The sequence below is a fragment of the Scytonema hofmannii PCC 7110 genome, from assembly GCF_000346485.2.
Taxonomy (GTDB): Bacteria; Cyanobacteriota; Cyanobacteriia; order Cyanobacteriales; family Nostocaceae; genus Scytonema; species Scytonema hofmannii.
The window spans coordinates 2867718-2885462 of sequence record NZ_KQ976354.1 but is presented as its reverse complement, the minus strand read 5'-3'; the positions used below and the strand labels follow the sequence as shown (position 1 = coordinate 2885462).

Annotated in this window: 18 protein-coding genes; 11 read left to right on the top strand and 7 right to left on the bottom strand. The window is 40.0% G+C overall.

What is annotated here, in order from left to right; genetic code table 11:
• Positions 1-156: 156 nt before the first annotated feature.
• The 4 genes from WA1_RS12375 (at position 157) to crtO (ending at position 6105) form a co-directional block, all read left to right on the top strand.
• Entirely contained in the window at positions 157-1572 is a 1416-nt protein-coding gene (locus WA1_RS12375) for a cytochrome P450 (protein ID WP_017749511.1), read from the top strand.
• A 411-nt stretch (positions 1573-1983) separates the two neighbouring features.
• Entirely contained in the window at positions 1984-3339 is a 1356-nt protein-coding gene (locus WA1_RS12370; RefSeq protein WP_026135324.1) for a cytochrome P450, read from the top strand.
• An 85-nt stretch (positions 3340-3424) separates the two neighbouring features.
• Positions 3425-4159, top strand: coding sequence for an LmeA family phospholipid-binding protein (locus WA1_RS12365; RefSeq protein WP_017749509.1), 735 nt, complete (start codon positions 3425-3427; stop codon positions 4157-4159).
• A gap of 251 nt (positions 4160-4410) precedes the next feature.
• On the top strand, positions 4411-6105 hold the full coding sequence (gene crtO, locus WA1_RS12360) for a beta-carotene ketolase CrtO (protein WP_017749508.1): 1695 nt from the start codon (positions 4411-4413) through the stop codon (positions 6103-6105).
• A gap of 236 nt (positions 6106-6341) precedes the next feature.
• Here crtO and WA1_RS12355 read toward each other — a convergent pair whose 3' ends face one another.
• Positions 6342-6581 carry a type II toxin-antitoxin system HicA family toxin gene (locus tag WA1_RS12355; RefSeq protein WP_017749507.1) on the bottom strand — a complete coding sequence of 80 codons (240 nt, stop codon included), beginning with the start codon at positions 6579-6581 and terminating at the stop codon, positions 6342-6344.
• On the bottom strand, positions 6574-6840 hold the full coding sequence (locus WA1_RS12350; protein WP_017749506.1) for a type II toxin-antitoxin system HicB family antitoxin: 267 nt from the start codon (positions 6838-6840) through the stop codon (positions 6574-6576). The genes WA1_RS12355 and WA1_RS12350 overlap by 8 nt, the downstream gene beginning before the upstream one ends.
• A gap of 109 nt (positions 6841-6949) precedes the next feature.
• On the opposite strand from WA1_RS12350, the gene WA1_RS12345 reads away from it, so the two are divergent.
• From WA1_RS12345 to WA1_RS12335, 3 genes are all read left to right on the top strand, one after another.
• Positions 6950-7168 (top strand): hypothetical protein, encoded by a 219-nt coding sequence (locus WA1_RS12345; protein WP_017749505.1) that lies wholly within the window; start codon positions 6950-6952, stop codon positions 7166-7168.
• A gap of 77 nt (positions 7169-7245) precedes the next feature.
• Positions 7246-8040: a DUF3598 family protein gene (locus WA1_RS12340; protein ID WP_017749504.1), complete on the top strand. Its 795-nt coding sequence runs from the start codon at positions 7246-7248 to the stop codon at positions 8038-8040.
• A 225-nt stretch (positions 8041-8265) separates the two neighbouring features.
• Positions 8266-8628 carry a hypothetical protein gene (locus WA1_RS12335; protein ID WP_017749503.1) on the top strand — a complete coding sequence of 121 codons (363 nt, stop codon included), beginning with the start codon at positions 8266-8268 and terminating at the stop codon, positions 8626-8628.
• Here WA1_RS12335 and WA1_RS12330 read toward each other — a convergent pair.
• The 3 genes from WA1_RS12330 to WA1_RS52690 form a co-directional block, all read right to left on the bottom strand.
• Complete coding sequence (locus tag WA1_RS12330) at positions 8625-9626, bottom strand: alpha/beta hydrolase (protein ID WP_017749502.1); 1002 nt, start codon at positions 9624-9626, stop codon at positions 8625-8627. The two genes, WA1_RS12335 and WA1_RS12330, sit on opposite strands and share 4 nt — an antisense overlap.
• 261 nt (positions 9627-9887) lie before the next feature.
• On the bottom strand, positions 9888-10013 hold the full coding sequence (locus WA1_RS52695) for a type II toxin-antitoxin system RelE family toxin (RefSeq protein WP_017749501.1): 126 nt from the start codon (positions 10011-10013) through the stop codon (positions 9888-9890).
• Positions 10010-10213 carry a hypothetical protein gene (locus tag WA1_RS52690; RefSeq protein WP_017749500.1) on the bottom strand — a complete coding sequence of 68 codons (204 nt, stop codon included), beginning with the start codon at positions 10211-10213 and terminating at the stop codon, positions 10010-10012. Before WA1_RS52690 ends, WA1_RS52695 begins: the two co-directional genes overlap by 4 nt.
• Before the next feature lie 217 nt (positions 10214-10430).
• Here WA1_RS52690 and WA1_RS12320 point away from each other — a divergent pair, with 217 nt between their 5' ends.
• Together WA1_RS12320 and WA1_RS12315 are read left to right on the top strand one after the other, a co-directional pair.
• Positions 10431-10988 (top strand): type III secretion system chaperone family protein, encoded by a 558-nt coding sequence (locus tag WA1_RS12320; RefSeq protein WP_017749499.1) that lies wholly within the window; start codon positions 10431-10433, stop codon positions 10986-10988.
• 76 nt (positions 10989-11064) lie between these two features.
• Positions 11065-11715 (top strand): DUF3318 domain-containing protein, encoded by a 651-nt coding sequence (locus tag WA1_RS12315; RefSeq protein WP_017749498.1) that lies wholly within the window; start codon positions 11065-11067, stop codon positions 11713-11715.
• Between the two features lie 82 nt (positions 11716-11797).
• On the opposite strand, the gene WA1_RS12310 is transcribed toward WA1_RS12315, so the two are convergent.
• Both WA1_RS12310 and WA1_RS12305 read right to left on the bottom strand, forming a co-directional pair.
• The gene (locus WA1_RS12310) at positions 11798-13267 is read right to left on the bottom strand and encodes an esterase-like activity of phytase family protein (protein WP_026135322.1); all 1470 of its coding nucleotides are present in this window, start codon (positions 13265-13267) and stop codon (positions 11798-11800) included.
• A 208-nt stretch (positions 13268-13475) separates the two neighbouring features.
• Complete coding sequence (locus WA1_RS12305; protein ID WP_066612862.1) at positions 13476-14273, bottom strand: 7-carboxy-7-deazaguanine synthase QueE; 798 nt, start codon at positions 14271-14273, stop codon at positions 13476-13478.
• A 348-nt stretch (positions 14274-14621) separates the two neighbouring features.
• Between WA1_RS12305 and WA1_RS12300 the strand changes: the two genes are divergently transcribed.
• Positions 14622-15644: an anti-sigma factor antagonist gene (locus WA1_RS12300; protein ID WP_017749495.1), complete on the top strand. Its 1023-nt coding sequence runs from the start codon at positions 14622-14624 to the stop codon at positions 15642-15644.
• Between the two features lie 516 nt (positions 15645-16160).
• Positions 16161-17432 (top strand): glycosyltransferase family 4 protein, encoded by a 1272-nt coding sequence (locus WA1_RS12295; RefSeq protein WP_017749494.1) that lies wholly within the window; start codon positions 16161-16163, stop codon positions 17430-17432.
• Positions 17433-17745: the final 313 nt, after the last annotated feature.

Genomic DNA, 17745 nt, shown 5'->3' with positions numbered 1-17745 from the left:
GCTCTTCTTGGCTTTGAGATTCGGTAATGCCCACCCTACGTAGATTTCAAAAATCAAAGAGAATTCCGATAAGTAGCTAATCTATCAACTTTAAAAAAAATGTTTATCTAAAGTTAGTTTCATTGGCAAAAAAAGTAGGTGCAATAATAATAGCTTATGAAACTACCAAACATTTCCCAAACTCCAGGTCTTATCCAAATTCTACATTGGATTCTCAGCCCCATGGCGCAAATGGAAGCTTGTGCCAAACGCTACGGTGACATTTTTACACTACACTTGATGCAACCTGTTGTTTTTGTCAGCAATCCCCAAGCGCTACAACAAATATTAACAAGTGACACAAAAGAATTTGAAGCACCTAGCGACTGGAATACTGTTTTTGAACCAATGCTTGGAAAGAATTCTGTGATTACCTTAAGCGGTAGCGCCCACCGAAGACAACGGCAATTATTAATGCCTCCGTTTCACGGTGACAGAATGAAAGTTTACGGACAAGTGATGAGTCAAGTCACTGAAGAAGTTATGAGCCAATGGCAACCAGAAAAGCTATTTTCTCTGAGAAATGCAATGCAAACAATTACTTTGCGAGTTATCATGCAAGCCGTGTTTGGATTGTATAATAGCGAACGCGCAGAAGACTTAGAAAAAACTTTATGTTTGCTGTTAGATGAACGCGAAAATACTCCCATAAGAGTTCTTCAGCTATATTTTCCTGCCTTACAAAAAGATTTAGGTCCACAAAGCCCTTGGGGAAGATTTCTTCGTAATAAAGCACGAGTTCATCAGCTGCTGCAAGAGGAAATTCAAGAACGACGAGAACAACCCGATCCATCCCGTACTGATATCCTTAGCTTGCTGATGGCTGCTACAGATGAAGTCGGTCAGCCCATGACAGATGAGGAATTACGCGATGAGTTAATGACCTTACTAACAGCAGGTCACGAAACAACCGCGACAGCCCTAACTTGGGCAATGTACTGGATTCACAAGCTACCATCCGTCAGAGAAAAACTGCAAGAGGAACTCAATTCGTTGAGCGATAAGCCGGGTACAGCTTGCGCTAAGAGCGATCGCTTTGATTATAGTACTGTGTTAAAGCTACCCTACCTCAATGCTGTTTGCTCTGAAACTTTACGGATTTATCCGGTAGGTATGCTGACCTTTCCACGGGTAGTTAAAACGCCTGTCTCTATTTGCGGTTATGACCTCGAACCGGGTACAATCCTGCTTGGCTCAATTTATCTGACTCACCAGCGCGAGGACTTATACCCCGAACCCAAGCAGTTTAAACCAGAACGCTTTTTAGAACGGCAATTTTCCCCATACGAATATCTGCCCTTTGGTGGTGGTGCAAGGCGTTGCATTGGTACTGCATTTGCTCAGTTTGAAATGAAAGTGGTATTGGCAACAATTCTTTCTCAGCTAGACTTGGCGCTGGTGACCAAAGATGATATCAAACCAAAACGTCGTGGTTTAGTGACAGGTCCTCATCGCCCGATAGAAATGACAGTCACAAGTCCACATAGCATTAAACCTCAACATTTGGAATCCATCCCTGGTAGGTTGGGTTGAGGAACGAAACCCAACATTGACTTTTGAAATCCATCTAAGTAGGTTGAATTAAGGAACGAAACCCAACATTGACCGAAATAAGGAAGAAGGAAGAGGAAAGAAGGAAGAGGGAAGAGGGAATTTCTCTTCCTTCTTCCAAAAAAGGTACAAGCCCCTCAATTTATTGATGGAAAAATCAAGATTTTTGCCATTTCAAATCCCCTCAATTTATTGATGGGGATACAACTTCGGTCTTCCTTCTTTTTTCTTCCTTCGTTAAAAACATTTATTAGGTTTCTCCAAGGACTTACCCAACCAAAAAAAGTATTGGAACAGGAATCCCAATCTTGTGGGACAGGCGTCCTCGCCTGTCCTATACTAGTAGCGGACTACAAGCCTCTACCACAAGAAATTTTGGGACATCTTTTGATTATGAAATTCCCCTTACTACAGACATTACAATTAATAGTCAATCCTATAAAATTTCTAGAAAATAGTGCTGCTCGATATGGCGACCCTTTCTCAGTAAGAGTGTTAGGACTTAATTCACCACCTGTGGTATTTTTTAGTCACCCTCAAGCCATTGCAGAGTGCTTTGCAATCCCTGCTAAAGAGTTAGATTTCAAAAAAGCAACTCATGTTTTTGAACCTTTGTTTGGAGCAAATTCCATAGTCCTACAAGAAGGGCGATCGCACAACCGCCAGCGTCAGTTATTAATGCCACCTTTTCATGGCGATCGCATGACAACTTACGGTCAAGCTATTTGCAAAATTGCAGAAGAAGCTACACAAAACTGGCAGGTAGACACAATTATTTCTATGCAAGAAGTCATGCCAGATATCACTTTACAAATTATTTTGCAAGTCGTATTTGGTCTTCGTCCTGGGGAACGCTATCAAAAATTAAGAGAACGACTAACTTCGTTATTAGAAGATATCACAAAACCATTATACTCTACTTTATTTTTCTTTCCACCACTACAAAAAGATTTAGGTGCGTGGAGTCCTTGGGGGAATTACAAGAAACGGATTGAAGAAATCGATAAACTGATTTATGCAGAAATTTACGAACGCCGTCTGGAAAATGAGAATTTAGACAGCAGTTTTCAATTATCATCTCGTACAGACGTTCTCAGTCTATTAATGTCAGCAAGTGACGAAGACGGACAACAGATGACAGATATTGAACTACGCGACCAATTAGTCTCACTACTACTTTTAGGGTATGAAACCACAGCAGCTGTCTTGACTTGGGTGTTTTATTTAATTCACTCACATCCACAAGTCAAAGATAAGTTATTACAAGAATTAAATAGTTTGGAAAATACAGCAAATCCTGAAGTTATTACTCAACTTCCCTACCTGAGTGCTGTTTGCCAAGAAACTCTGCGCTCGCATCCCATTGCCTTAATTTGCACGCCAAGAATGGTTAAAGATAGAGTAGAGATTGCAGGTCAGACATTTGAATCTGGGACAGTTTTAGTTCCCTGTATTTATTTAGCACATCAGCGTATTGAAACTTATCCAGAACCAAAAAAATTTCAGCCCGAAAGATTTTTAGAGCAGAAATTTTCACCTTATGAATACCTACCCTTTGGTGGAGGTTATCGCGGTTGTATTGGCACAGCATTTTCTATGTACGAACTAAAATTAGTATTGGCAACAATTTTGTCACGCTTTCAATTAGCACTGGTTGATAATCATCCAGTCCATCCAGTACGTAGGGGAATTACTATTGTTCCTTCAGGTGGCGTTAAGATGACGATCAAAAGTACGCTCGACCAATAAAAGTTTCTATATCCTCATGTAGATACACTCCCAAACTATCCACGTCTAGATTAGGCGGTAAGAAATGTAGGGAGATGGTGAATTCATGTTAGAACAGCAAAATTTTGAGGAACAAATGCTGTCACAAGTTGCTGAAAGAACGCTATCTCAACAGCTAGATAGTGTTGAAAAAATAGACGTAGATGTACAAACTGACTTGCTGAAGATAATTCAGGGAGAAGCCGATGGAGTTTCGGTTGCAGGTCGGGGGCTAGTGATAAAAAACATCCGCGTACAGGAATTAATACTGCAAATAGGCGGCGTTTCCGTTAATCCTTTGAGTGCTCTTTTTGGTCAAATTGAACTAAACCAACCAGTCAATGCTACTGCTCGTGTTGTGCTAGCAGAAGCAGATTTAAACAATGCTTTGAAGTCCAACTACATTCGCAGTAAAATGCCAAATTTTGATTTGAATGTAGATGGCAGAATTGTCACTCTGAAGCCCCAAGAAATCCAAATTTACTTGCCAGTAAATGGTAAAATGACATTCAATGGTAAAATCCTGGTACAAGATAAAGGCAAAACTCAATCATTGTGCTTTGCAGCAATGGCGAGTCCTCGAACTCAGGATAAACCCGTGATGCTGGAAAACTTTAATTGTACGGAGGGAGAAGGTATTGCTCTAGATATAGTTGTTGCTTTAATGGAAAAGGTAAAAGAACTACTAGAACTACCATACTTTATGTTCGAGGATATGGCTTTACGTGTTAAAGAGATGAAAGTCCAAAAAGGAAGTATGATACTTTTGGTAGAAGCTCATGTAAAAAATCTACCGTCTTAAATTGTAAAACATCATATATTCCGTAGGTTGGGTTGAGGAACGAAACCCAACCTACATTGTCTTCATGTTGACTTTATATCTAATGTTAAGGATGAACCTGGTCTATATTTAGACCCCTGACTTTTTGAAGAAGTCGGGGGTATATATTTCAATATATCTTTCCAAAGGTTAATTTTTATAACTCACGAGTGATGAAAGGTTACTAAGGGTTTTCTAATATCGGAAGTAAAACTAGAGGCTTGAAATAAAGTATGCAAACGTATGATGTTGTAATTATTGGAGCAGGACATAATGGGTTAGTTTGTGCTGCTTACTTGTTAAAAGCTGGTTACAGCGTCTTGTTGTTGGAAAAACGTTCCGTTCCTGGCGGTGCGGCGACAACGGAGGAATGTTTGCCAAAGGAAGCACCGGGGTTTAAATTTAACTTGTGTGCGATCGACCACGAGTTTATTCATCTGGGGCCAGTTGTCGAAGAATTAGAACTGCACAAGTATGGTTTAGAATATTTAGAGTGCGATCCTGTTGTTTTCTGCCCACATCCTGATGGTAAGTACTTCTTAGGTCATAAGTCTCTAGAAAAAACTTGTGCAGAAATTGCTCGTTATAGCGATCGCGATGCCAAAAAATATGCAGAATATACAAAGTATTGGCAGCGAGCACTTGGTGCGATGATTCCCATGTTTAACGCACCACCAAAATCAATATTAGATATTCTAGGCAACTACGATATTGCAAAAATAAAAGATTTATTTTCGGTGATTGGTTCTGCCAACAAAACGCTGGATTTTGTTCGCAATATGATGACTAGTGCAGAAGATCTTCTGAATGAGTGGTTTGATTCAGAATTTCTAAAAGCACCTCTTGCAAGACTCGCGGCTGAATTAGGTGCGCCCCCCTCACAAAAAACCATTGCCATTGGTGCGATAATGATGGCAATGCGCCACGATCCTGGTATGGCAAGACCTCGTGGCGGTACTGGGGCATTAGTACAAGCTCTGGTCAATTTGGTAACAAGTAAAGGCGGTACAATCTTAACAGACCAAAAAGTTAAGAAGATTTTGATCGATGATGGTCGTGCAGTCGGCGTACAAGTCGAGAATGGTACAGAGTATCGTGCCAAACATGGTGTCATCTCCAATATTGATGCTCAGCGAGTCTTTTTACAATTAGTGGATACAAGCGATATCAATGCAGCCGATCCTAATTTAAAAGAAAGATTAGAACGTCGCATTGTCAATAACAATGAAACTATCCTAAAGATAGACTTAGCTTTAAATGAAGCCCCACGGTTTGAACGCTATCAACATAGAGATGAATATCTAATTGGTTCCGTACTCATTGCTGATTCTATCGCTCATGTAGAGCAAGCTCATAGTAAATGTACCTTGGGAGAAATTCCAGATTCCGACCCATCCATGTACGTAGTTGTGCCAACAATGTTAGATCCAACAATGGCACCTCCAGGAAAACACACCGTATGGATTGAGTTTTTTGCCCCATATCAAATTGCCAATGCAAACGGTACGGGATTAAAAGGAACGGGTTGGACGGATGAACTCAAGAACAAAGTTGCAGATAGAGTAGTTGACAAGTTAGCAGAATACGCGCCAAATGTGAAAGACGCAATCATTGCACGTCGTGTAGAAAGTCCGGCAGAATTAGGAGAAAGATTGGGTGCGTACAAAGGGAATTACTACCACATTGATATGACCTTAGATCAAATGGTATTTTTCCGTCCCCTACCAGAAATAGCAAACTACAGAACACCAATTGAAAATTTATTTCTCACAGGTGCGGGAACTCACCCAGGTGGTTCTATTTCAGGAATGCCGGGACGCAATTGTGCGCGAGTCTTTTTGCAAACAAAACATCCTATAGCCCAAACTTTAAAAGATGCACGAGATTCTATTATGTCAACCGTTGAATCGGTGTTTAGGATTGGTTAATCTACCAGTTTTTAATATCTAGAACCACAGATTTTTTCTCTTTCTGTCCTGTGGAACTCTTTTTGTCTTGTGGAACGGGCAAGATGCCCGTTCTACTCATCTAAGAACATCTAGGAAAGTGTAACTATGCCATTTTAGGTTAACGAGGAGACGTGACATTAGCATTTTCTTGCTAGTCAATATCTACTTGAGTTGTGAATTTTTCATCATACCTAATAGCTGCTAAGAAATAACTTTTACTTTAAAAAGTTTTCAATTTCTTCATCTGTAAAACCAAACTGCCTAAAAATTCTTAAAACATAGGCAGGAGACATCTCTTTTGCTCCCATATCTACTGGAACAACTCTCCTTTTACCTCCAATATCACGAGTAAACAGACAATGGTCACCTTTACCTTGTCTTAAAAATAGACAACCTCCTTCTTCTAAAATTTTGATTAATTCTCGTGGTTTTAATGATGGAATATTTTTAGGCATAAACTTTTCTTAATTCATAAAAATCTGAACTTTGCTCTTTGCCTTCTATCATTAAAAATTCATGAAGTTCTTCTATAGATACAGAAGCTTTGTAAATATTGGTATCGCTCTCATAAACAGCTTCAAAAGAATCAATAGCATCTTTTAACTTAGCGATCGCATCTTGTTGAGTATTGCCTTGTCCCACAATTCCATTTTCTAGGCATAAAGCTACCCAATAACCTGCATTTTGTCTAAGTACCGCTGTGTAAAATTCCATATTTTTCAACTAAAGTTTAGCCAAACTATACTCTTAATATTTTATAACTAATATTAAATCATAAAGATATGTCAAACTCATTGTGTTTGCTCCTTGAAAAGAAGTAATTATGCCTACTGAAACTGTTACACTTCAAATTCCAGAAATACTCTATCAGCGCTTAGTCAATACTGCTCATGCGACACAACGCCCTTTGGAAGAAGTTATTCTTCGTGCTTTGCAAGCTGCTAGTCCGCCTTCATGGGATGAAGCAGATCTTTTTATGTTACTGAAAGCCCAAGCAGCAGTATTACTGCGCTGGCGAGGGTATAGTGTGCTTACTCCTTAATCTATTGTGTCTAAATACATTCCTGAAAGTTTACGATTCCAAAAAAGAATTTTATCAAGTTAGAGAGGAACTCTTGTATGGCAAATTTAAAGATAGATACAACAGTAGACCTTCAACTCCAAAATTGGAATAATTTTTGCCAGTATCACGCTGGAGAAAATTGGCATGGCATTTGGACGAGGTACTCTCCAGATGGAAAAGCTATTCAATCTTTTAAAAGCATTAGAAGTTTTTCTTTGAATGATGACGGTAATGAAATCATCCATCAAAATTACTATACATATGCTGATGGTAAGACTGAGAGTAAAAATATTAGTTCATACATTAAACCTGACACAACATTATTATTTTTGGGCAAGTCATTTTCAGTATTGTTTTTAGATAATAGCTACTCCTGGGGAAATACAGAAATAAGTGCTAATGCTCCTTTTGGATTTGAAATTGGTTTTAGAGATGAAGATAAACGAGCAAGCGCATCAGTTATATATAATCAGAATGGTACAATCAACTACATTACAGTAATTCCTGAAAATTTAGTAGGTTTTACTGAAGAATCATCTGTGCTTTCAGGCAATGAATTAAGTCGCGAACGCTGGTCTGGACAGGGCAAATCAATACTACCTAATTTAACAACGACAGAACCTGTAGCAACAACATGGACTAGGCTAGAAGATCTGAATAAAGATTACCTAACACTGCACTTTCAAGATGGAATTTCTCTTAGTTCTCCTCATCAACTTGAAAGTGGAAATGAATTTTGCTTAGTTGTCGATTGGTTAGTACATCCAACTTTGTTATATCGTGGTACTCGTCATTTTGACACTGCTGGCTTCAGTTGCTTTACATTAGAAGTTTTTACCCAAGATAAATAAGCTAAGTATCATCAACTTAGGTTTAATTTGGCTCTTGTGGCACGGGCGTCCTCGCCCGTTCTACTTATCTAAAAGCTGAAATAAATTCATGAAGTTCTTCTATATCTATAGAAGCTTTATAAATATTTCCGTCGCTCTCAGATCTAACAAAACAAAAACAAAATTGCTGGGATTGTTTATAAACGTTCGTTTATAATGAAGTTTAAGAAACTAAGCTGATAAGAAATGGCTGAAATCGTCACGATAGAACTTCCTGAGACGCTAGCACAGCAGGTAAAAGAAATTGCTGCCCTTACCCATCGGCGATTTGAGGATGTATTAGTAGAATTCATTGACCGCGCCATTACCGACTTACCTGTGGAGTCATTGCCGAACGAACAGGTTTTAGCTTTGTGCGATCTACAGATGATTCCTCAACAGCAAGAGTCTTTGAGCGATCTCTTAGCACGTAACCGGGAGGGTCAACTTAATGAGCTAGACGTGAGACAATTAGATGAATTACTGCAGATCTACCGACGAGGCTTGGTGCGTAAAGCGAGAGCTTTGAAAGTAGCTGTTGAACGGGGATTGAAACCTCCTCTGAACTAATGAGCATCAATAATTATTTTCTTATCCATCACGGCTAACACAACAGACAAATCTAAAGAAATTCGTTGAGTTAAATTGAGTTTTTCAACAACAACCTCAAAAGTTTTTCCTTGCAGTATTTGATGACCAATTTCCATCAACTCAGCCCAAGTAATATCACTCTCAATATAAGCTTTAGCTATAGTAATGAGTAAATCTTGGTATTGATTACCCTCAGATTGAGTCATCATGGTGTGGGGAATATCAAAAAGTTTATCAAAGAAAAAATACCAGGACTTAGGTTGACGTTGAAGTGTAGTTTGGAACAAATCTTGTAAATCCTCATGATTGATTGTGCGATCGCTTTCCGCAACAATCACAAAAATTGGTGCAATAGGTTGCTTTCCCACCCTGTCGAGCATTTCTTCACCCATATCTAGAAAAATCCGTAAAGCCGGAACGCGAAAACCTTTGTAGCCAAAATTTCCCGGATTATCTTTATTTAACCATTCATAGTAAATAGGCAAAATTTCCACAAATAAATTTACTAGTAAGTTCGTTCCACCAATATAAGGAGCGAATAGTACAGATTTGTTAATTTCTTGAGGACGTTCTAGGGATAACCAAGCGGCTAAATTTCCTCCTGTAGAGAGTCCTCCTACTATGACTTGTTCCCCTAAACTTTGTGCAAGTTCTAACCAGTAAAGTGCAAACTCTTGATAAACTTCTGCCTCTGTAGAAAGGGGAGGGGGATTATCACCATCCCAATTTCCTGCAACTCCATGACCGGGCTGTAAGGGAACTAAAACATTATAACCAGCGTCAAATAGGGTTTTTCCTATAGGTTCAAACTGGTAAGGACCAGCCGTAAATCCATGAAAAAAAAGGCAAACCTTGGAAGTTGGATGTGGGTGAAGAAAGAACTTTGAGCGGCAAGCATTATTTTTTACTGGTAGGTCATCTTCAAAAGCTTTAGTCCGTTGAATGATGGCATTTATTATAGTCGTATAATTAGACATAGTTATGCATTTTGTAAGAGGATTTCTGAGAAGTAAGAAAGCTCATATAACGGTATTTTGTATTAGAACAAATACTAAAGAGTTTTTTCGTTAATACCAGGGTGAGTATCAATGAACAAGTAATCCAGTTTAAAATGGCGGCTTAGATTGTGGAAGCTGTTCGCGTTAGCAAATGATTAAATGTAAGAATGACCAGGGTAAAAATACCAATAAAAATTGTAATAAATCAGAAAAATCCTGACACCGCAAGAGACTATGTTATTAATTTTTGTAAACGTCTCTACGGTGTCCAACGCGAACAATCGTTACCAGCAGCACATCGTCTTGGATTTGATAAATGATGCGATAGTTGCCTGCACGCACGCGATAAAGCTCAGAATTGGTCAATTTTTTAACTCCAGTTCTTTCTTTAACTCAGCCCAAGGAATGCTACCCTCTTCTTTCAACGCTGCATGAGACTCTCTGATATCTTCTTCCAGCTCCTCCTGTTTGCGTTTTTTAATTAGATGTAGTACCTCCTCCAATGTTGAAGGGGCTATGTCTTCCATCTCTTGGAGAATTTCTTGTCGTAGTTCTTCTTCTGTCATAGTGGTATCTGTTCTCTCTACAATTATCCTATTTTATATAAGGACAAAGAAAAACTGCATAGGTTTCTGTCATTTTAATGTCATTTTTTTGACTAACACTTGTGCGTAGAGAACAGGAGTCAATAAAACAGAAGGTAACAATCGCATTCTACGTCTTGACCCTGGCAGGTTAAACTAGGTCTGGTAACGCAGGCTCCATTGAACTTATGAGGCTTTTATGGCAGTAAATCTGCAACAAATCGCCAAGTATTTAGACAACCTTGGTTGGGAATACCGGATTGATGAAGAAGATGACCGTATTATTACAGGAGTAGAAAGTGATAACTTAGAGGACTTTCTCATTGTTGTTCAACTGGATGAAGAAGGAAGGTTCTTCCGTCTCTTTGCGCCCCAAGTGCTATCGGGAATCCAAGAGCATCCCTACAAAGCTGCCATACTGCAAACAATGCTTTCCATTTCTTGGGAAACGAAAATGTTGCAATGGGAGTACGACCCATCAGACGGTGAAATTCGTGCCATTATTGAGTTTCCTCTAGAGGACTCAATTTTGACAGAAAAACAGTTTAACCGTTGTTTGCACGGGTTAATCCAGCTTGTAGATACTGTCGCATTACCCCGACTGACAGAGGTTATGGAAACAGGTCAAGATCCTGGGAATGTAGAACTTGGAGAGAGAATTTTACTGAGCATTCAAGAACAAGCTCCTGGATTGCTAGACGTTTTAGAAAAGGCAATGGAAGCCCGAAAAAGACGTGGAAGTTTTCCTCACGACTGAGCCGATTTGCTAGTGAAATAGCTATACTCCAAAGTGATACTCTCTATATACTGAAGTTTTCACCCTGCTGGATAATATGACATCTTATGCAACCTCCACTGCTAGAGCAGAAATGAGCGAACTCAGGCGGTTAAAAGGCTTGTTACCGCCAGAATTACAGAGCTGGGTTACGGTCGAAGGTACCACTGAGGTGAATCCACTCCTGATCCGTTCTGAAGAAATTGGTAAAGACCAGGTAGAAATTCAAATTGACTTGGCTAAATGGGATGCATTGGCGATGGATCAGCGCAACCTGTTATTCTGGCATGAAGTCGCTCGCATTCAAAATGATACTATTCCCAAAGATGGTTGGGAAATGGCCGCCCTCGCAATTGGTTTGGGGGGTGCTGTTGGCGAACTATGGGTTCAAGATGGCTTGCTGCTCGTACTGGCTTTGGCTTTGTGCGGCGTGTCAGGCTGGCGGCTATACCAAAAAAATAATGGCGAGAAGCAATTAAAAGAATTAGTAGAAGCTGATGAGAAGGCTATTGCCCTAGCAACTCGTTTTGGCTATACTCTTCCCAACGCCTACAAAAGCTTGGGTAGCGCTTTAAAAACTTTAATTGATACAACTCCTGGTAAACGTCAACGGTCTAAATTTGAAGCAAGGCTTTCCTCCCTCAAGCGCAGTGCCAATAAAGCAAAGGCAAAATCTAAGAATTTAGAAGAGGGAGCGTTTGACCAGTGACCAGTGACCAGTGACCAGTGACCAGTGACCAGTGACCAGTGACCAGTGACCAGTGACCAGTGACCAGTGACTCACTGAGAGATTATTTGCGTCGCTTGAGTAATAAACTACTTAAACCAAGCAACATCAGCCCAGCAGTTGCAGTTGGTTCGGGTACTTTTTGGGGTGGAATAAATTTGCCTAATTCAGAAGCACTTACCTTGAATGAATAGAGGTATGCAGGAATTAGAGAACTACCATCTGGACAGTCACTGTCAATTGTGACTTGAGTATTGTTAGTACAAACATCGAATTGAACATCGTCATCATTTTGGGTGACGCTAAAGTCATTATCAGTTCCCAGTAAGAGCGCGTAGGAACCATCACTGAGTTGAGGACCGATCGCCAAACCCTCAAACTTTTCTGGTATTGTTTGCCCATCTGCCTTAAGAGATTCAGCAATATCTAAGAATAAGGTTTTACCAACTGATTTAACACCTGTTGGTAAAGTGTTGCTTCCTGCCAAACTGACATCGCTCACATCTGTTGCGCCCGTCAAGTCAATCCTGTAGATTCGTTTGCTACCAACAGGTATATTCCCTAATGGGTCTTCTACCCCAAACCCGCGATTATCTCTTTCTAACACTAAGAATTCTGTGTCATTGAGGGCTGTAATAGCACTGATTCCAATATTACGCCCTTGAGAGTTGGGTCCAAAATCATTTTCTGTTCCAGGAATGCGCTCGTTAATACTTGCCAGACTTTCGACTTCATAAATGTACTGAGCCGTACTTTGTCCTGTTGCTGTGTCAAATTCTACCAGCCTTAAATTGCGACTGACTCTTCCATCTGGGGAACCCTCATTAACTAGAGGATCTTGCAATAGTGTATAGAGTTTTTTAGCATCTGGGCTAAGAGTTAACCCTTCAAATCCTCTGTTATCCTGACGACCATTGGTAATGGTTGGACGCCCATCAACAAAGTTGAGATCTCCATCAGCTTCTTTAGGTAGGAGATTTTGTGGCGTTGCGAATGCTCTGACAAAAGAACCATCTGGTTTGAATTCATATACAGAGGGACCGTATTCGTCAGAAATATAGAAATTGCCGTTCGGTGCAATGGCAAATCCCTCTGGATCGAAACTGAGACCTAAATTTCCTGCATTGCCATTGAGTTTTTCGGGGTTCAAACCATTAAAATTCTGACCATCTTTAGTAAATAAAATGGTCTCTAGTACCTTAAAGTTGGATATGGCTCCAGTGTTTTGGTTAACATCTAGAGTCAATTTTTGTACTCGTGTTTGGTAGGAGATAACTCCGCCACCAGGACCGCGATCGCCTAATGCATAGTACACTTTGTTATAGCGATCGTAGTAGAGATCGGAAAAATATCCCAAACGATTAATATTGGCACTGTTGCCTTGAAACGGGAATAAATCCGTACTTTCACCGGGAAGGGCAAGAGTGCTAGCAAGAGAAATACCGCGTGCTGATGATGCAAACCCTGCAATACTCAGAGTAGACATGATGAACGAGCAGCCAATCGCGGAAAGTAGATGTTTCATTTGAATTATGGTCACATTATAGGAGACTGTTTTTTGAGTATCCGATCTCCGTATTAATAATAGGTTAAGGCTTTATTACGTACTATTTATAACATCAAAAATTCATAAAATAGAGTTTTTGCTTGATAGCGTCTTTATGTAATAGTTAGTTGTTAGTTGTTAGTTGTTAGTTGTCCTTATTACTACTAACCAATAACCACTAACCACTAACCATTAACTAAAGCTGATTCAGCATTTTGTGAGTCTGAGGTATCACGCGTACTTGCTTAACAAGCCGCTTCATCAAAGCTTGCCAAGTTAAAACTTGCTCCGGAGAAGGCGCAAGGATTGGTTTATTTGTCAACATCACTGAAGATTCTATTGGAGTAACGGGCTGTAAAAAGACTGGGATCGATGGATCGACGGAGGCCACTAATTCCGCCGAACGTTCTAACTCTAAAGGATTGGTTGTTTGAGAAACGATTAGCTTGACAAAAACTTCCACGTTTGAAGTATGACAAAGTTGGAGAAATTCTGTATGTTCTTGCCAGTAACTTTCGCCACTAGTACTGGGCAACTTAAAATCCATTCCTACCGAATCTAAATAGGGTAAGATGGTCGCTAGTTGTTTTGGACGATGTCCGCCAGTTTCTAAGTATATTGGCAAACCTGTAATAAAACGTACTTGAGGCAAGAATTCTAGCAAGAATGATGCGTGCAGAAGGGGTTCGCCTCCTGTTAGGCTAATAGTATCATGTACGAAAGGCAAATTCTGCCACTCAACCCACTGAAGTAACATAGGTAGTGGAACGGGATTGGAGTAAGTTTCAAAGTCACGTAATCCAGGGGTTCGCTCTATCCTACAAGTGGCGGGGGGATTCCAGGTATGAGCGCTATCACAAAAGTGACAACGCAAGTCACATAGGGCAAAGCGAATAAAAATCTGACGTGTCCCTACATTCAGTCCTTCCCCTTGTATAGCGGAAAAAATTTCTATCAGGCGTGCGGTAGGTGTAACAGTAGTTTTAGCAGTCATGTGATGTTAGCAACGCGTATGTGCCAAGTTGGCACAAGAACAAGAATGTCTTTCATAAAAGAAGTATGAAGTATAAAGCATGAAGTATGAATTTAAGACAAAAGTAAAGAATGACAAAGTGGGAATTGAAGTATAAAGTAATTCATACTTCGGTTTTTTTCCTTTATGCTTATATCATCCTTCGTTCTTCAAACTTCATACTTTAAATAACTCCTTGTTCTATTTTGAATCGTTCCTAACGATAACCCCTCTCAAGCAATTTCCTAGTAATTAGTGATTTTTACCACTGATAAATTATCAGTAGTGACTATTTGCTAGAACACAATATGTTTGGCAGATTATATAAACATGGCAATGAAAGTGCAGGGCTTCATGACTAGCCAACCCAAAGAGGTGAATTTTCCCCTAATGTTCTCAAATGACACGACAATTGTGCAGGTACCCACACGGTTAAGTGTGCTAGAGGCTGTAGCCTTTAAGCAGACCTGTCAAGAGATCGCCGAACGAACCCCCAACCCGGTGGAAATCATCATTGATTTTCATCAAACTATTTTCATGGATAGTAGTGGTTTAGGTGCTCTAGTTAGTAACTTCAAAATTGCTCAAGAAAAAAATATTAAATTTACACTTCGCAATGTGACCCCGCAGGTCACTGCGGTACTTAATCTTACAGGGTTAGACAAAGTTTTCAACCTAGAGTCTCCAGGGGAAACTCCATCCATCAACCGCCAATTTGAAGAGCAACTACCCGCCACTCATCCTTCTGTCCGTTCTTGGATGAAGCGGTTCACAGACATTGTGGGGTCATTAATCGGTTTGTTTATTACAGGAATTTTGTTGATTCCCATTGCTCTTGCTATTCGCCTTAATAGTCCAGGTCCGATTTTCTTCTGTCAAACCCGTTGTGGTTGGATGGGACAGCGCTTTCAGATTTGGAAATTTCGTTCAATGTATATTGATGCTGAAGCTCGCAAAGCTGAACTAGAGAAGCAAAACCAGGTAGAAGGGGCATTTTTTAAAATAGACAATGACCCGAGAGTTACCAAAATAGGTCGTTTTTTACGGCGTACTAGTTTAGACGAACTGCCACAATTTTGGAACGTGCTGAAAGGAGATATGAGTTTAGTAGGGACTAGACCACCTACGCCAGACGAAGTCGAGCGTTATGAGGTTCCAGAATGGCAGCGTTTGGATGTAAAACCTGGAATGACTGGAGAATGGCAAGTTAATGGTCGTTCTACTATTCGTAAATTTGAGGATGTCATTCGTATGGATTTGCAGTATCAGAAAAATTGGAGCTTCATATACGATCTGAAGCTGATTTTTAGAACAGTCATTATTTTGTTTAACAAAAATAGTGGCGCTGTTTGAGCAATAAGCGCGATGCCCTCTTAAGTGGGTATCGCGTTCAGAGCTTATAATAGCGTTTTATACATAAATACGGAGGAATTCTCAGTCTTTTTCTCCGTATTTTTTCTTGATTGGCTGTCCTAGAGCGTCGGTCAAAAATTATGTGGGGAATATCTTACGATCTAGTTAAAATCCAGGATTTCTTTAAATCTCGGCTTTGGAATGCATGGCTTTTACGGCATTTTTTCTATTTTTACATCGGGAATCTAACTTAAAGAAAGAAAATTTCTATCTAAGTATATACACTATTTAAAAACTATAAATACAAAATATTCTTAACTCTAAAATTATTACGTGTCCTCAGAAACAAAGCATGAAATTTTACTTAATCTTCAACAAAAAGAACTGACATTTGAATGATTCTGAAGCGAAAATTTTAATTAAGCACATATAACGTGCGGAATCAGGTCACAAGCAAATGTTGTCATTAATCAGACACCAGGGTTCTTCAGACTAGGAGTCCAAGAATAACTTATTATGCGTATTTTGATTTACTCGTACAACTATTACCCAGAACCGATTGGTATTGCTCCCTTGATGACTGAACTCGCTGAGGGGTTAGTCAAGCGCGGACACCAAGTGCGTGTCGTTACCGCTATGCCTAACTACCCCGAACGTCAGATATACAAGGAATATCGGGGCAAGTGGTACCAAACCGAATACAAAAATGGGGTTGAAATCCAACGGAGTTATGTCTGGATTCGTCCACAGCCCAATCTGCTGGATAGAATGTTACTGGATGCAAGCTACGTGTTCACAAGTTTCTTCCCGGCGCTGTTTGGTTGGCGTCCAGATGTTATTCTTTCGACTTCTCCCTCTCTACCGAGTTGTCTGCCAACTGCCCTTCTTGGCGTGCTGCACAGCTGCCCTGTTGTCTTAAATCTTCAGGATATACTGCCAGAAGCGGCTGTTCACGTTGGTTTGTTGAAGAACAAGTGGCTCATTAGAGCGTTTGCATTACTAGAAAAATTTGCCTACTCAAGTGCTACCAAAATCAGTGTCATCGCTGACGGTTTTGTGGATAACTTGCGGGCTAAGGGCGTATCAGGAAGAAAAATAGTCCAAATTCCTAACTGGGTTGATACTAACTTTATTCGCCCTCTGTCTAAAGAAAATAATGCTTTCCGCGCCAAACACAATTTAGAGGGCAAATTTGTTATTTCATATTCTGGTAATATCGCTCTCACCCAAGGCTTGGAGACAGTTGTCAAAGCGGCGGCTATGCTGCGACATATTCCAGAGATTGCTTTTGTCATTGTTGGCGAAGAGAAAGGTTTACAGCGATTGCAGAACGCTTGTCATGAGTCAGGTGCAGATAATGTTTTACTACTGCCTTTTCAGCCCCGTAAAGCTTTGCCAGAGATGTTGGCTGCTGCTGACGTAGGTTTGGTTGTGCAGAAGAAAAATGTGATTTCTTTCAATATGCCCTCGAAAATTCAAGTTTTGCTGGCTAGTGGTAGGGCATTGATTGCTTCTGTTCCCAAAAATGGGACTGCAGCAAGAGCTATTAAACAAAGTGGCGGCGGGGTGATTGTCCCTCCAGAAGATCCACAAGCTTTAGCAAACGCAATTTTAGATTTGTATCAACATCCAGAAAAAGTCAAAACTTTGGGATATAGTAGCCGGAAATTTGCTGTTGAGCAATATTCTTTTGAGCAAGCCTTAAGCCAGTATGAATCACTGTTTTACTCACTGACAGAGGAGAACTCAGTTATTGAGCCAACAATTGTTTCGGAACAGGAAGTGTAACACATTAGGGGCATTTGTAACATTGTGAATTTTATATAGCTAGACCATTGCAACTAAAAAGTAGGGCTAATTTTCTCCACAACAGGGTACACTCTACACAGCCTTGCTATTTTAATTTGCAAATGGTTGCGGCTATTGCAATGGGTTGTTGCTTGCTAACTGTTAACTGTTGACAGTCCACAGTCAACAATCAACAAGATTTGCGATCGTACAGTACTAGATAGCCGTTTTCTTACCCAGAATCATCTATTGTTGCCTAAACCTGTTTAACGTGCAATAATTAAAGAGATAAGCATCGTCGCTTGTACCATCC

Excerpts from the sequence above, each read along its gene's own strand:
- WA1_RS12305 (WP_066612862.1), bottom strand. The coding sequence starts at position 14,273 with ATGACTGCTAAAACTACTGTTACACCTACCGCACGCCTGATAGAAATT.
- crtO (WP_017749508.1), top strand. The coding sequence starts at position 4,411 with ATGCAAACGTATGATGTTGTAATTATTGGAGCAGGACATAATGGGTTA.
- WA1_RS12375 (WP_017749511.1), top strand. The coding sequence starts at position 157 with ATGAAACTACCAAACATTTCCCAAACTCCAGGTCTTATCCAAATTCTA.
- WA1_RS12335 (WP_017749503.1), top strand. The coding sequence starts at position 8,266 with ATGGCTGAAATCGTCACGATAGAACTTCCTGAGACGCTAGCACAGCAG.
- WA1_RS12340 (WP_017749504.1), top strand. The coding sequence starts at position 7,246 with ATGGCAAATTTAAAGATAGATACAACAGTAGACCTTCAACTCCAAAAT.
- WA1_RS12365 (WP_017749509.1), top strand. The coding sequence starts at position 3,425 with ATGTTAGAACAGCAAAATTTTGAGGAACAAATGCTGTCACAAGTTGCT.
- WA1_RS52690 (WP_017749500.1), bottom strand. The coding sequence starts at position 10,213 with ATGACAGAAGAAGAACTACGACAAGAAATTCTCCAAGAGATGGAAGAC.
- WA1_RS12350 (WP_017749506.1), bottom strand. The coding sequence starts at position 6,840 with ATGGAATTTTACACAGCGGTACTTAGACAAAATGCAGGTTATTGGGTA.
- WA1_RS12370 (WP_026135324.1), top strand. The coding sequence starts at position 1,984 with ATGAAATTCCCCTTACTACAGACATTACAATTAATAGTCAATCCTATA.
- WA1_RS12315 (WP_017749498.1), top strand. The coding sequence starts at position 11,065 with ATGACATCTTATGCAACCTCCACTGCTAGAGCAGAAATGAGCGAACTC.
- WA1_RS12300 (WP_017749495.1), top strand. The coding sequence starts at position 14,622 with ATGGCAATGAAAGTGCAGGGCTTCATGACTAGCCAACCCAAAGAGGTG.
- WA1_RS12355 (WP_017749507.1), bottom strand. The coding sequence starts at position 6,581 with ATGCCTAAAAATATTCCATCATTAAAACCACGAGAATTAATCAAAATT.
- WA1_RS12345 (WP_017749505.1), top strand. The coding sequence starts at position 6,950 with ATGCCTACTGAAACTGTTACACTTCAAATTCCAGAAATACTCTATCAG.
- WA1_RS12320 (WP_017749499.1), top strand. The coding sequence starts at position 10,431 with ATGGCAGTAAATCTGCAACAAATCGCCAAGTATTTAGACAACCTTGGT.
- WA1_RS12295 (WP_017749494.1), top strand. The coding sequence starts at position 16,161 with ATGCGTATTTTGATTTACTCGTACAACTATTACCCAGAACCGATTGGT.
- WA1_RS12330 (WP_017749502.1), bottom strand. The coding sequence starts at position 9,626 with ATGTCTAATTATACGACTATAATAAATGCCATCATTCAACGGACTAAA.